General features: G+C 72.6%; 4 protein-coding genes. All 4 read right to left on the bottom strand.

What is annotated here, in order from left to right:
* Positions 1-34: 34 nt before the first annotated feature.
* Positions 35-1,294: an MFS transporter gene (locus ACIQ8J_RS11085; protein ID WP_403270871.1), complete on the bottom strand. Its 1,260-nt coding sequence runs from the start codon at positions 1,292-1,294 to the stop codon at positions 35-37.
* Positions 1,295-1,357: 63 nt separating this feature from the next.
* A complete protein-coding gene (locus ACIQ8J_RS11090; protein ID WP_403270868.1) occupies positions 1,358-2,338 on the bottom strand; it encodes a TauD/TfdA family dioxygenase in 981 nt (326 codons plus the stop codon).
* A 95-nt stretch (positions 2,339-2,433) separates the two neighbouring features.
* Complete coding sequence (locus ACIQ8J_RS11095) at positions 2,434-14,778, bottom strand: amino acid adenylation domain-containing protein (protein WP_403270865.1); 12,345 nt, start codon at positions 14,776-14,778, stop codon at positions 2,434-2,436.
* Positions 14,779-14,939: 161 nt separating this feature from the next.
* Complete coding sequence (locus tag ACIQ8J_RS11100) at positions 14,940-15,140, bottom strand: MbtH family protein (RefSeq protein ID WP_403270862.1); 201 nt, start codon at positions 15,138-15,140, stop codon at positions 14,940-14,942.
* Between the last annotated feature and the right edge of the window lie 77 nt (positions 15,141-15,217).

Raw genomic sequence — 15,217 nt, forward strand, 5'->3', positions numbered from 1 at the left:
GGTCTGTGGGGCCTGGGGACACCCCTGGGGCCGTTCAGGCGGCGGCGTTCCCCACCGGGTCCGGCTGCTCGTCCTTGTCGGCCTGCTCGCCGTGCGGCGACGGGGGGTTGCGCATGAGCGGACTCAGTACGGCGCACAGCGCGACCACCCCGAGGACGGCGCCGCAGATCAGCAGGCTGACGAGCCGGCCGCACAGGTCGTAGACGACACCGCCCGCCAGCGGGGCGATCGCGCCGCCGCCCGAGCTGCAGATGTTCGCCACGCTCATCACCCGGCCGCGGTGGGTGTCCGGGGTGAGCAGCAGCTGGTACGTCGTGAAGTACGCGCTGGCCGTCGGCGCCGTGAAGGCCGTGATGCCGAGCAGGATGCCCGGTGTGTAGCTGCCGGGCAGCAGCGCGATCGCGACGGTGAGCACGGCGAAGAGCCACAGCACGACGAAGATCGGGCGCGAGCCGGTCAGCACGCGCTGGAGCTTCGGCGCGGCCAGGGCGCCGAGCAGTCCGCCGACCCCCAGCAGCGCCGCCATGACACCGATGAGCCCGGAGCTCATTCCGCTCGTCTTCGCCGACGCGATGACGATGAAGTAGACGGTTCCGTAGAAGAAGTTCGTCGCCGTCGCGAAGCCGAGGCCGAGCCGCAGGAACGGCTGCGTCCTGATCCAGGTGATGCCGTCCAGCAGGTCGCCGGACGACCACCCCTTGGCCTCGGATCGCGGGACGGCCGGCTGGCGCTTGATGAACAGCAGCAGGACGAAGCCGACGAGGTGGGCCGCGGATCCGGCCAGGAACGGGAAGGCGTTCTTGGCCGCCTGGAGGAAGCCGCCCGCCGAGGTGCCGGCGAGCTGACCGGCGTAGGTGCGCGCCGAGTTCATCGCGACGGCGTCCGACACCCTCTCCCGGGCGACCAGCGTCGGGATCATCGCCTCGCCGGTGGCCAGCATGACCGCCGTGGCGGCGCCGTTGACCAGGGCCAGGACCAGCAGCGCGATCAGCGACGCGGCCCCGGCCCACAGCATCACCGCCATGGCCCCGAAGATCACCACCAGTACGGCCTCGCACCACAGCAGCACGGTTCTGCGGTCGTAGCGGTCGGCGATGGCACCGGCCGGCAGGCCGGCCGCCAGGATGGCCACGGCATCGGCGAATCCGACCAGGCCGGCCTCGCTGGGCGAGTCGGTGATCGTCAGGACCAGCAGCGGCAGGACGATCAGGGAGGTGCTGTAGGCGAACTCGCTGAACGCCTGGCTCGCCCACAAGAGGGTGAAGTCCCGTTTACCGGGGTGCGGTTGAGTCACGGCTGCTCCTTCGTCGGTGGTCCATGGCGGCGGCCCTGCGGGGCAAGACGGGGGCAGGGCAGCTCAGCCCAGGACGCGGGAGCGCGACCGGGTGTGCACATAGGTGCGGCGCAGGTCGCGCACCATGCTGGTGCGCTTGAGCCAGCGGTCCGTACCGTCGTAGCGCGGCGTGAAGACGTCCCTGCCGTGCACGACCCGGTAGTTGTCCAGGAAGCCCACCTCGCCCGGTTCGAGGACGACGCGCTCGGCGGACGCCCGCAGCAGCCCGGCGCACTCCACGAGGGCTGCCCCGGCCTCGGTGTCCCCGGTCAGCGGGCTGGTGAAGTCCGCGTCCATGCGCAGGTACGGGGCCTCCCAGGGGCCGAAGAGCACGGACGCCACCTCGTGTTCGCGCTCGTCCAGTGCGGCCCGCTCCCCCGAGGCGTTCTCCTGCTGGGGGACGTGCGAGTCGTCCGGGTAGAAGCGGAATCGGTCCTGTTCCAGCACCTCGCGCAGGGACTGCGGCAGGGCCACGGCGTCCAGGCTGGCCACGGTGGTGCCCACCCCGTCCGGGTTGCGCAGGCACATGAGCGCCACGTAGTCGCCGCGGCAGGTGTGGAAGACGTCTTCGGTGTGCAGCGTCAGCTGGGTTTGGCTGCTCGCGCTGGTCAGCGACGCCTCCTGGCCCTTGGAGGGGCAGACGTCGTGGACGAGCCGTCCGTTCTGCTGGTTGCTCCAGGCGAACGGGTCGCCGAGCAGCGAGGCGATCAGGAGCAGCACCAGTTCCTCGCGGACCGCGGCGCCCTCCTTCTCGGCGACCTGCCAACTCGGCGGCGTCGGAACGAGGTTGTCGCTCAGGGGGAGGTTGGCCACCCGGATGACGGCTTCCTCGGCGGCCCGCGAGGCCGAGAGGAACTGCCTTATGCCCAGGGGCAGTTTCTCCGCCTCGGCCCTGATCTGTTCGGCCTGGTCCAGCGGCTCCCAGGTGGGGTGGCTCGCCAGGAATTGATCGGCGACGTTCGCCGTCGCCAGCGTTTCGTCGTGGTTGAGAACGTACCGGGCCACGAGAGGAACCTTTCAGTGGTGGGCGGGCCCCGCGCCGGGCGCGGGGCACTCGCGTTGGGTGGGGGCGGCAGGCCCGAGGGGTCGACGGCCCGCCGCTACTCGGCGATCTGCCGCAATCCCTCCAGGAATTGGCGGGCGAGCCGCTCGACGGTGGCGGTGTGGTGGATGGCCTCGGAGTGGATCCATTCGATCCGCAGTTCGCCGTCGATGACGGCCGCCACGATGTCGATCAGATGCGGTCGGGGCTGCTCGGGCGCCTGGTCCTGGCCGAGACCGTCCAGCTGGCCGCGGATCAGGCCGTCCTGGTCGGCGGTGAGGTCCCACTGCCCCATGTAGTTGAAGCTGACGCGCGGCTGTTCCTGGGCCGCCAGCGCGCTGCCCGCTCGGCCGTCCTGCGACAGATAGCGCAGGGCTCCGTAGCCCAGGCCCCGGCCGGGCAGCCGGCGCAGGCCGCGCTTGACCGCCTTCAGGGCGCGCCCCCAGTCGCCGTCGGGGACATCGAGGGTGACCGGGTAGATGGTGGTGAACCAGCCGACGGTGCGGGAGAGGTCCACGTCGTCGAAGAGTTCCTCGCGGCCGTGGCCCTCCAGCGCGATCGTCACCGGCGCGCCGGCCCACTGTCCGAGCACCCGGCCCAGGACCGCGAGCAGGACGTCGTTGATCTGGGTGCGGTAGATGCCGGGCACCCGCGTCAGCAGGGACTCGGTGGCCTCGCGGCCCAGTTGGACGGTGGTCGTCACGGTGTCGCCGTAGGTGTTGGCGGCCGCGCCGTCGCACGGGATCGCGGGCGAACCGCCCGCGCCCGCCCAGTACTCCGCCTCAGCGTCCAGACCGCCGGAGCGGACGTGGTCGGTCAGCCGCCGGGCCCACCGCTGGTAGCTGGTGGTCCGGCCGCCCAGGTCGGCCGGGCGGCCCTCGGCGAGTCGGGCGTACGCCGTGGCCAGGTCTTCCAGCACCACGCGCCACGACACGCCGTCCATCACCAGGTGGTGCACGACCAGGAACAGCCGGGGCAGCCGCCCCTGGCCCAGCTGGAAGAAGACTCCTCGCAGCAGGGCGTCGGCGGACAGGTCCAGCGACCGCTGGGCGCTCAGCGCGGCCTCTTCGAGGGACCGCTCGCGCTCGGCGTCGTCCGCCGCGGACAGGTCGCGCACCAGGAGCGGCGCCTGGACGGCGTCGCCGTAGTGCTGGGTCCAGCCGTCGTCGGTACGGGCGTAGCGCATCCGCAGCGCGTCGTGCTGGGCGACCACGGCGGACAGTGCCCGGCCGAGCAGGGCGGGGTCGGTGTCGGGGGCCAGCTCGACGTGCACGGACATCGCGTACTGGTGCGGGTTGACCGTGTGCTCGGCGAAGAACCACCGCTGGATGGGGGTGAGTTCGACCTCGCCCGAGACCGTGCCCGCCTCGCCGCGGTCGGCGGAGGTCCGCTCGACGAGGCCGGACAGCGCGGCGATGGTCTGGTGGAGGAAGAGCAGCTTGGAGGTCAGCTGCAGGCCCTCCTGCCGGGCCCGGGAGGTGACCTGGATGGAGAGGATCGAGTCGCCGCCGAGGTGGAAGAAGTTGTCGTGGATGCCGACCCGCTCGACGCCCAGGACCTCGGCCCAGACCGCGGCGAGGATCTCCTCGGTCTCGTCGCGCGGTGCGACGTGCTCCGCCGCCAGCCGGCCGGTGTCCACGGTGGGTGCGGGCAGGGCGCGCCGGTCGACCTTGCCGCTCGGCGTCAGCGGCAGGGCGTCCAGGGTGACGAACACCGCCGGAACCATGTAGTCGGGCAGCGAGGCGGCCAGGTGCTCGCGCAGCTCCGGGGTGGACAGGTCGTGGCCGCCGACGAGATAGGCGACCAGCCTGCGGTGTCCGCCCTCCTCCTGGTGGGCCACCACGACGGCCTCGCGGACCGCTTCGTGACGGACCAACGCCGTCTCGATCTCGCCCAGTTCGATGCGGAAGCCGCGGATCTTGACCTGGGCGTCGGCGCGGCCGAGGTGTTCGAGCGTGCCGTCCACCCGCCAGCGGGCGATGTCGCCGGAGCGGTACATCCGCTCCCCCGGCTCGCCGTACGGGTTGGCGGGGAAACGTTCGGCGGTCAGCTCGGGCCGGTGCAGATAGCCGCGCGCCAGGCCGGCGCCGGCCACGTGGATCTCGCCCGGCACCCCGATGGGTACGGGCGCTCCCGTCCCGTCGAGCAGCAGGACCCGGTAGCTCGGCAGCGGCCTGCCCGCCGGGATGCGGCCGCCGGCCGCCACGTGCTCGGCCAGCACCTCCTGGTAGGTGACGTGCACGGTCGTCTCGGTGATGCCGTACATGTTGACCAGCCGGGCCGGGCCGCCGCCGAAGCGGTCGAACCAGGTCATCAGGTGCTTCGGCTCCAGTGCCTCACCGCCGAAGATCACCCAGCGCAGCTCGGGCAGCGTCCCGGCGTCGCGTTCGGCCGCGCTCTCCACGAGTTCGCGGAACATCGACGGCGTCTGGTTGAGCACTGTGACGCCCTGCTCGCGCAGCAGCGTCCACATCGCCTCGGGGCTGCGGGCCACGTCCTGCGGCACGATCACCGCGTGGCCGCCCGTGCTCAGGCAGCCCCACAGCTCCCACACCGAGAAGTCGAACGCGTAGGAGTGGAAGACGGTCCACACGTCGCGTTCGCCGAAGCCGTAGGCCGGTTGGCAGTTCGCCAGCAGGTTGAGCACCGTGTGGTGTTCGACGGCCACGCCCTTGGGGCGCCCGGTGGAGCCTGAGGTGTAGATGACGTACGCCAGGTCCGCGCCGGTCACCGGCGTCCCGGGTGCGGTGGTGGCGAGCCCGCCGATCGCGGCGGCGTCGCGGTCCAGGTCGACCACCACCGCCTCGGCCGCCGGGAGCCGTTCGTGCAGACCGCGGTGGGTCACCAGGAGCCCAGCTCCGGCGTCGCGCAGCATGTACTCCAGCCGGTCGGCGGGGTAGGCCGGGTCCAACGGCACATACGCGGCACCGGACTTCAGGATGCCCAGCAGGCCGACCGCCATCTGCGCACCGCGCTCGACCGACAGGCCGACGAGCACCTCGGGGCCGGCGCCCAGCGCGATCAGGTGGTGCGCGAGCTGGTTCGCCCGCTCGTCCAGCTCCCGGTAGGTCAGGGTCTCGTGGCCGCAGGAGACGGCGGTCGCGTCCGGGGTGGCGGCGGCGCGCGCGGCGACCTGCTCGTGGATCGCACCGGCCGGGGCCGGCTCGGCGTCCGTCGGGTTCCACTCGCGCACCACGCGCTCCAGCTCGGCGTCCGTGACCAACTGGACTGCCGCGACAGGGGACTTGGGATCGGCGGCCACGCCGTCCAGGAGGACCCCGACGTGCTCGGCGAACCGGGCGATGGTCGCCTCGTCGAACAGCTCGGTGCTGTACTCCACCAGGACCGACAGGCCCGAGGCGTGCTCCTCGAACTCGATGGTGAGGTCGTACAGGGCGCTGTCCCGCTCCATCGTGAAGTCGCCGACCCGGACACCGGGCAGCTCCGGGTTCATCCCCGGGGCGTTCTGCATGACGACCATGACCTGGAACAGCGGCGTACGGCTGGTGTCCCGCTCCAGCTGCACCGCCTCCACCACCCGCTCGAAGGGCACCTCCTCGTGGGCGAAGGCGTCCAGGACCGTCTCGCGGACCTGCCCGACCAGCTCGCTGAAGGACAGCTCCGAATCGATCTGCGAGCGCAGTACGACGGTGTTGACCAGGAAGCCGACCAGCTGCTCCAGACCGGCGTGCCCGCGGCCCGCCGAGACGGTGCCGAGCGCGATGTCCCGCTGTCCCGAGTACCGGGCGAAGATCACCTTCAGGGCCGCGGTCAGCGCCATGAACAGGGTCGCGCCCTGCTCGCGGGCCACCTTCTTGACCCCGTCGACGGTCGCCGAGGGCACCTCGAAGCCGAAGGCCGCGCCGGTCGCGGAGCGCACCGCGGGCCGCAGCCGGTCGGTCGGCAGCTCCAGCGGGGCCACGCCCGCCAGCCGCTCGCGCCACCAGCCGAGCTGGGTCTCCAGCAGGCCGTCGTCCTCAAGGCGCCCGCGCTGCCAGACGGCGAAGTCGGGGTACTGGACCGGGACCTGCGGCAGTCGCGCCTCGGCGCCGCGCACCCGGGCCGCGTACAGCTCACCGAGCTCCTGGGCGACGATGCCCACCGACCAGCCGTCGGTGACGATGTGGTGCATGCCGATGACGAAGACGTGCTCGTCGGCGGCCGTGCGCACCAGCAGGACCCGCAGCAGCGGGCCGTTCTTGAGGTCGTACGGCCGCGCCAGCTCGCCGCGTACGAGCTCCCGAAGGCGCTCCTCGCGCTCGTCGGCGGGGGTCGCCGACAGGTCGGCGGTGGTCCAGCGCGGCTCCAGGACGGGGTGGACGCGCTGCACGCCCCGGCCGTCGGCCATGTCGAACGTGGTGCGCAGCGACTCGTGCCGGGCGGTCAGGTCGGCGGTGGCGGCGCGCAGCGCGGCCGTGTCGAGGTCGCCGGTCAGCCGCAGGCCGGCCGTCGAGTGGTATTCCGTGCTGTCCTCGTTGAAGTCCTGGAGGAACCAGAGGCGTTGCTGGCCGAAGGACATCGGCAGCGGTCCCCTGCGGTCGGCCACCGGGATCGCGATGTCGGCGGACGCCTGGTCCGGTGCCAGTGCGGCGGCCATCCGGGCGACCGTCGGGGCGTCGAACAGGAGGCGGGGCGAGAGCTGGACGCCCAGGGCCCGGTGGACCCGGGAGACGACCAGGATGGCGACGATGGAGTTGCCGCCCAGGTCGAAGAAGTTGTCGTGGACGCCGACCCGCTCGGCGCCCAGCACCTCGGCCCAGATCCCGGCCAGGGTCTCCTCGGCCGCGTCGCGCGGAGCGACGTACGCCGAGCCCAGCCGGTCGCCCTGGATCTCGGGCCGCGGCAGCGCCTTCGCGTCGATCTTGCCGTTCGGCGTCACCGGCATGGTGTCCATGGCGACGAACGCGGCCGGCACCATGTGCTCCGGCAGCGATCCGGCCAGGGCCGCGCGCAGCTCACCGCTCGTCAGCTCCCGGTCCGCGGTGAAGTAGGCGATCAGCCGCTTGTCGCCGGGGTTGTCCTCCCGCGCCACCACGGCGACCAGGCCGATGCCTTCCTGGGCGGCCAGCGCGGACTCGATCTCGCCCAGTTCGACGCGGAAGCCGCGGATCTTCACCTGGTCGTCGGCGCGGCCGATGAAGTCGAGGCGGCCGTCACCGCGCCGGCGCACCACGTCGCCGGTGCGGTACATCCGCTCGCCGGGCGCCCCGAAGGGGCAGGCCACGAACCGCTCCGCGGTCAGCCCCGGCCGGTTGAGGTAGCCGCGGGCCAGCATGGGGCCGGCCGCGTACAGTTCGCCGGCCACGCCCGCCGGCACCGGGCGCAGGTCCGCGTCGAGCACGAGCAGCGCGGCGTTCGCGATGGGGCCGCCGATCGGGACGGTCTCGCCGGTGCCCGCTCCGCGGTATTCGTGCGCGGTGATCTGAATGGTGGTCTCGGTGGGCCCGTAGAGGTTGACCAGCGGCACCTCCCAGGCCGCGCACAGTTCGTCCGCGAGGCCCTTGGGCAGCACCTCCCCGCCGATGAATATCCGCTTCAGCGCCCCGGGCCTGCGCTCCAGCGGGACCGCGCCGAGCAGGGAGGGCACGAACTCCGCGATGGTGATGGCTCGTTGGTCCATGAAGTCGGCCAGCCGGAACGGGTCCTTGGCCACGTCCGCGGGGACGATGTGGGCCGTCGCGCCGGAGAGCACGGACAGCATCAGCTCCCACACCGATACGTCGAAGCTGATGGAGGTCCGCATCAGGACCTGGTCGCTCGGGTCGACCGGGAAGGACTCGTCGAGCCAGGCGAGGTGGTTGGCCAGGTTGGCGTGCGGGACGCCGACGCCCTTGGGCTTTCCGGTGGAACCGGAGGTGTAGATCACGTACGCCAAGTGCGCGCCGTTCAGGGCGAGTTCGGGCGCGGACGCGGGGTGTTCGCGCAGCGCCGCCGCGTCGGCGTCCAGGTCCACGACCGCGGCCTCGGTGTCCGGCAGCCCCTCGCGTACGCCCTGGTGGGTCACCAGCAGCCGGGCGCCGCTGTCGTGCAGCAGGTACGCCAGGCGCTCGGCCGGGTAGGCCGGATCCAACGGCACATACGCGGCACCGGACTTCAGGATGCCGAGCTGGCCGACCGTCATGTGCAGGCCGCGGTCGACGGCCAGGCCCACCAGCCGGTCGGGTCCGGCCCCCAGCGAGATCAGGTGGTGGGCGAGCCGGTTGGCGCGCTCGTCCAGCTCGCGGTAGGTGAGCGAAGCGTCGCCGCAGGACACCGCCACGGCGTCCGGCGCCGCGGCCGCCCACTGGGCGAACCGGTCGAGGACCGAGCCTGCCGCCACCTCCACGGCGCTCGCCGCGTTCCACTCGCGCACGACCCGGTCGAACTCGCCGTCCGAGAGCATCGGGACGGCCGACACCGCCCGCTGGGGTTCGGCGACCATGGCGGTCAGGAGCGTCTCGAAGTGCCGGGCCAGGCGCGCGACGGTGGACGCGTCGAACAGCTCGGCGTCGTAGGACAGGGAGTACGCGAACCGGTCGCCCGCGTACGCGATCAGGTTGAGCGGGAAGTTGGTCGCCTCCACGCCCTCCAGGCCCCGCAGTCGCAGGCCCTGCTCGGCGGCGGTCCGGTCGTTCATCGGGTAGTTCTCGAAGACGACCAGGCTCTCGAAGAGGTTGGTGCCGCGCTCGACGCCGCTCCAGCTCTGGATCTGCCCCAGCGGTACGTACTCGTAGCCGCGCGCCTCGACCTGCGCCCGCTGCACCTCGCCCAGCCACTCGGCGACGGGCGTGGCCGCGCCGGTCGTGATCCGTACGGGCAGCGTGTTGATCATCATGCCGACGATGGAGTCGATGCCCGGCAGGTCGGCCGGGCGGCCCGAGACCGTCGCGCCGAAGACCACGTCCCGCCGGCCGGCGTAGCGGGAGAGCAGCAGCGCCCAGGCGCCCTGCACCACGGCGTTCACGGTCAGCCGGTGCTGCCGCGCGAAGGCGAACAGCTCCTGGGACGCCTGCGGCGAGAGCTCCTCGACCAGGCTGTCGGTGGACCGCGACTGATGGCTGGAGGCCGGGCGGCGGTCGTACGGCAGCGGCGTCGGCTCCTCGAAACCCGCAAGGAGACCGCGCCAGTACTCCTCGGCCTGCGCCAGGTCCTGTTCCTGGAGCCACTGCACGTACGCGCTGAACGGACGCCGGGCCGGCAACGCCGGTGTCTCGCCGGCCGCCAACGCCTCGTAGGCGGTGGACAGTTCGGAGAGCATCTGGAAGGTGCTCCAGCCGTCCAGGAGCACGTGGTGGGAGGTGCGTACGACGCGGACGCTGGTGTCGGAGGTGCGCAGCAGGGCCAGCCGGGCCAGCGGCGCGACGGAGAGGTCCAGGCCCTGGGCACGGTCCTCGGCCAGGAAGCGCTCCAGCGCCTTGTGCTGGTCCGCCTCCGTCATCCCCCGCCAGTCCAGGTGCCGGACGGGCAGCTCCGCCTGCCGGTCGATCACCATCAGCGGCCGGTCCACCTGGTCCCACACCAGCGAGCCGCGCAGGATCTCCAGGTGGTCGGTGACCGTTTGCCAGGCGCGGGCCAGCAGGTCCACGTCGGACACGCCGTCGAAGACGAAGGCCATCTGCTCGAAGTAGGTCGGCGCGTCCGGGTCGGCCAGGGTGTGGAAGAGCATGCCGGCCTGCATCGGCGTCAGCGGATAGATGTCCGCCACGGTGCGTCCGTCGCCCACGATCCGGTCGACGCCGGCCTGGTCGAGGCCCGCCAGCGGGAAGTCGGAGGGCGTGGCGCCGCCGCTGCCCGCCTCCAGGCAGTGCCCGATGATCTCGCGCAGCGCGGTCAGGAACTCCTCGGCCACCCGCTCGATCGTGGCCGGGTCGAAGACCTGGTCGGAGAAGGTCCAGCCGACGCCGAGGCGGCCGTCCTCGACCATGCCGATGACGTCGAGGAGGTAGGGGCGCGGCTCGTCCGGCTCGTGGTCGAGGCCGAGGGCCGGCAGCCGGTCGCGGATCAGGCCGTCCTGGCTGGTCGTGCCGTGCCACTGGCCGAGGTAGTTGAAGCTGATCTGCGGCAGCCGGTCCGCGCGCAGCACGTGGCCCGGGGTGCCGGGCCGGGACAGGAAGCGCAGCGCGTCGTAGCCGAGGCCCCGGCCGGGGATCGCGCGCAGCTGCTCCTTGACCGACTTGACGGTCTCGCCCCAGGGGCGGTCGCCGGGCACGGTGAGCGCCACGGGGAAGTGGGAGGTGAACCAGCCGACGGTACGGGACAGATCGAGGTCGTCGAACAGCTCCTCGCGTCCGTGGCCCTCCAGGCCGATGACCACCCGGTCCTGGCCGATCCAGCCGGTCATGGCCCGGCCGAGCGCGCTGACCAGCACGTCGTTGATCTGGGTGCGGTAGACGGAGGGCACCTGGTGCAGCAGGGCGTCGGTCTCCCGCCGGCTCAGCCGCACCTCGACGGTCCGCTCGCGCGCGGTGATGTTCGCACCGCCGCGATCGGTGGGCAGGGGCGGGGCGTTGTCCGGGTCCACGCCCGCCCAGTGCTCGATCTCGTGGTCGAGACCGCCCGAGCGGACATGGTCCGCAAGCCGCTGCGACCACTGCTGGTAACTGCTGGTCCGGCCGCCGAGGGCGACCGGCCGCCCCTCGGCGAGTTGGCCGTACGCCGTGGCCAGGTCCTCCAGGAGCACCCGCCACGACACCCCGTCCATCACCACGTGGTGCACCGCGAGGAACAGGCGGGGCGCGAGGCCGTCGGCCGGCCGGAAGAAAACGCCCTTCACCAGGGCGCCCGCGGACAGGTCGTGCGACCGCTGGGCGGCGAGGGCGGCGTCCTCCAGGGCGCGGTCGCGTTCGGTCGCGTCCAGCGCGGTGAGGTCGCACTCGTCGAGCAGGGTTCCGGCCGCCTGGCCGTACTCCTGGGTCCAGCGCTCGCCGAGCCGGGTGTAGCGCATCCTCAGGGCGTCGTGGTGGGCGACCACGGCGTCCAGGGCGCGGCCCAGCACGGCGCCGTCGGTGCCGGGGGCCAGTTCGACGTGCACCGACATCGTGTAGTGGTCGGGGTTGACGGTGTGCGCGGTGAAGAACCACTCCTGGATCGGGGTGAGTTCGACGCGTCCGCAGACCGCGCCCGCGTCGGCGGCCGCCGTGGTGACGGCGGCCTTCTCCACGACGGTGGCCAGTGCGGCGACGCTCTGGTGGGTGAAGAGCAGCTTGGAGGTGAGGGCCAGACCCGCCTGGCGGGCCCGGGAGACGACCTGGATGGACAGGATCGAGTCGCCGCCCAGGTCGAAGAAGTTGTCGTGGATGCCGACGCGTTCGACGCCCAGGACCTCCGCCCACGCGCCGGCAAGGAGTTCCTCGGTCTCGTCGCGCGGCGCCACGTACTGCGCGTCCGGCAGGCCGGCGCCCGCGTCGGGCTCGGGCAGCGCGCGCCGGTCCACCTTGCCGTTGGGGGTCAGCGGCAGCTCGTCCAGGGTCACGAAGGCGGCCGGGACCATGTAGTCCGGCAGCAGGCCGGTGAGGTGGCTGCGCAGGTCGGAGGGGTGCAGTTCGCGGGCGGTGACGAGGTAGGCCACCAGGCGCCGGCGCCCGGAGTCCTCCTGGCGGGCCAGCACCACGGCGTCCTCGACGTCGGGGTGCGACAGGACGGCGCTCTCGACCTCGCCGAGCTCGATGCGGAAGCCGCGGATCTTGACCTGGTCGTCCGCCCGGCCGAGGAACTCCAGGTCGCCGCCGGGCAGCAGACGGGCCCGGTCACCCGTGCGGTAGAGCCGGTCCGCGCTGTCGAAGGGGCTCGCCACGAAGCGCTCGGCGGTCAGGTCGTCGCGCTGGTGGTAGCCGCGGCCCACCCCGTCGCCGCCGATGTAGATCTCGCCGGGCACGCCCACCGGGACGGGCCGCATCGCGGCGTCCAGGACGTGCACCCGGGTGCGGGGCAGCGGCCGGCCGATGGGGACGAACACGCTGTCGCGCAGCGCCTCGTGGGAGGGGACGAAGACGGTGGAGTCGACGGTGGCCTCGGTGCCGCCGTACGCGTTGACGATGATGGCGTCGTGCCGGACCTGGCGCAGCAGCGCGCGGCAGTCCTCGACCCGCCAGCCCTCGGAGCCGACCGAGATCAGCCGCAGCGGGGGGAATCCGTCGCCGCGCCGCTCGACCTCCTGCAGGACGGCGTTCATCAGGGAGGGCACGATCTCGATGCCGGTGGCGCCGGTGCGCGCGATCAGGTCGAGGAGCGCGGAGGGCTCGGTGGTGACGTCCTTGGACGCGATGATCAGCGCGCCGCCGAAGGGGAGCGAGCGGATGAGGTCCGCGAAGAAGAGGTCCACGGAGAGGCTGGAGACGGACAGGAAGCGCAGTTCGAGCCCGGCCAGGTCGTACCGCTCGTCCCAGGCGGCGCAGATGTGGCGCACGTTGCGGTGCTCGATGGCGACGCCCTTGGGGTTGCCGGTGGAGCCCGAGGTATAGATGACGTAGGCCAGGTCGGTGGCCGTCACGGCGGTGTCGGGCGCCGTGACGGGGTGCTGCTCGATCGCGGTGCGGTCGGCCTCCAGGTCCACCAGGACGGCGTCCGTTCGCGGCAGGCTGTCGCGGGCGGCGCCCTGCGTGACGATCAGTCCGGCGCCGGATTCCTGGAGCATGTACGCGAGCCGCTCGGCCGGGAAGGCCGGGTCGAGCGGTACGTAGGCCGCACCCGCCTTGAGGATGCCGAGCAGGCCGACGGCCATCTTGCTGCCGCGCTCGACGCACAGGCCGACCAGGGAGCCCGGTCCGGCGCCGTGTGCGCGCAGGTGATGGGCGAGCCGGTTGGCGCGCTCGTCCAGTTCGCGGTGGGTGAGGGTGTCGCCGCCCTCGCTGATGACGGCCACCGCGTCCGGGGTCCGCGCGGCCTGTTCGGCGATCCGCTCGTGGATGAGCGCGGCGGATCCCTCGGCGGAGTCCGTCGCGTTCCAGTCCACGACGATCTGCCGGTACTCGTCGTCGGTGAGCAACGAGAGCTCCGACACCGCCTGTTCGGGGTCGGCGACGGCCGCGGCGAGCAGGGTGTTGAGGTGGCCGGTGAGCCGGGTGATCGTCGTCGCGTCGAAGAGTTCGGTGCTGTACTCGACCAGGCCGAGCAGCCGGCCGTCGCGCTCCTCGAACTCCAGGGTGAGGTCGAGCAGGGACGCGTCCCGGTCCAGCGGGTATTCGGCGGCCTCGACGCCGGGGAACACCACGGAGTCGGTGGGGGCGTTCTGCAGGACGACGCTCGCCTGGATCAGCGGCGTACGGCTGGTGTCGCGCTCCGGTTGCAGCGCCTCCACCAGCCGGTCGAACGGCACGTCCTCGTGGGCGAACGCGTCGAGGACGGTGTCCTTGACCTGGTCGAGGAGGTCGCCGAAGGACATGTCGGACTCGACCCGGGAGCGCAGTACGACGGTGTTGACCAGGAAGCCGACCAGTTGCTCCAGCTCCGGCCGGGCCCGGCCGGAGGACGAGGTGCCGACCGCGATGTCCTGCTGCCCCGAGTAGCGGGCGAGCAGGACGTCGACGGCCGCCGTCAGGGCCATGAACAGCGTGGCGCCGCGCCGGCGCGCCAGCTCCTTGAGCCCGGCGAGAGTGGTGGCGGGCACCTCGAAGAGCTGGGCGGCGCCGGCCGAGGAGCGCACGGCGGGCCGGGGGCGGTCGGTGGGCAGCTCCAGCGGCGCGAGTCCGGCCAGCCGCTCGCGCCACCAGGCCAGCTGCTCCTCCAGCAGGCGGCCGTTCTCCAGCCGGTCGCGCTGCCAGGCGGCGAAGTCCGGGTACTGGACGGCCACTTGGGGCAGCTTCGCGTCCCGCCGCTGCACGCGGGCCGCGTACAGCTCGCTCCACTCGCGCGCCGCGATCCCCATCGACCAGCCGTCGGTCACGATGTGGTGCATCCCCAGGACGCAGATGTGCTCGGTGTCCGACAGCCGCACCAGCAGGACGCGTACCAGCGGACCCTTTTCGAGGTCGTAGGGGCGGCTCATCTCGGCCCGCACCAGCTCGCGGGCCCGCTCCTCGCGTCCGGCCCCGGCGACGTCCGAAACGTCGGCGTCCGTCCACTGGGGCGCGGTGTCGGCGCGCGGCACCTGGATGCCGCGGCCGTCCACCATCTCGAAGGCGGTGTGCAGCGACTCGTGCCGGGCCACCAGCTCATCGGCCGCCGCCCGCAGGGCCGTCGCGTCCACCGGGCCGGTCAGCCGCAGGGCCAGCGCCAGGTGGTAGTCGGCGCTGCCCGGCGCGAAGTCCTCCATGAACCACAGGCGCTGCTGCCCGTACGACATGGGCAGTGCCTCCGCGCGCGAGACCACCGGGATCGTCGGCCCGGCGCCGGTGTCGGACCGGCCGGCCAGGCGCTTGGCGAGCGCGTCCCGCAGGTGCGCGGGAAGCGCGGCGATCCTGTCCTCGCGAGAGGAGGGCGTGTTCATAAGGACTCCCAGGAGACATGGACGCCTGTTGCTGAGGCGAACCACAGAAGGCGGACCACGGAATGTGTGCGCGCCGGGGGTGGCGGGCCGGCGCTAGGCCGGCACGCCGCCACCCCCCGGCAACGGGTGGTGCGGTCGTGCTGCGGGGTGAGGCGCGGAGATCAGCCGTTGGCGAGGCTCTTGGGCCGCATGTCGGCCCAGTTGGCCTCCACGTACGTGAGGCATTCCTCGCGCGGCCGGTCCGCCAGGACGACGCTCCAGCCGGCCGGCACCTCGTTGGTGGCGGGCCACAGTGAGTGCTGTCCCTCGTCGTTCACTAGGACGCTGTAGGAACGGTCGGACTGCTCAAAGGGGTTGGACATGGTCTTCGGCCTCTCGGGGTGGGGTGGGTGCGGCGGCCCGCGCGGGGCCGCCGCGGTGGGAATCCGCGGCGCGCGGC

It is taken from the genome of Streptomyces sp. NPDC094147 (genome assembly GCF_044764265.1).
Taxonomy (GTDB): Bacteria; Actinomycetota; Actinomycetes; order Streptomycetales; family Streptomycetaceae; genus Streptomyces.

Coding starts and splice junctions, on each gene's coding strand:
- ACIQ8J_RS11095 (WP_403270865.1), bottom strand. CDS start 14,778: ATGAACACGCCCTCCTCTCGCGAGGACAGGATCGCCGCGCTTCCCGCG.
- ACIQ8J_RS11100 (WP_403270862.1), bottom strand. CDS start 15,140: ATGTCCAACCCCTTTGAGCAGTCCGACCGTTCCTACAGCGTCCTAGTG.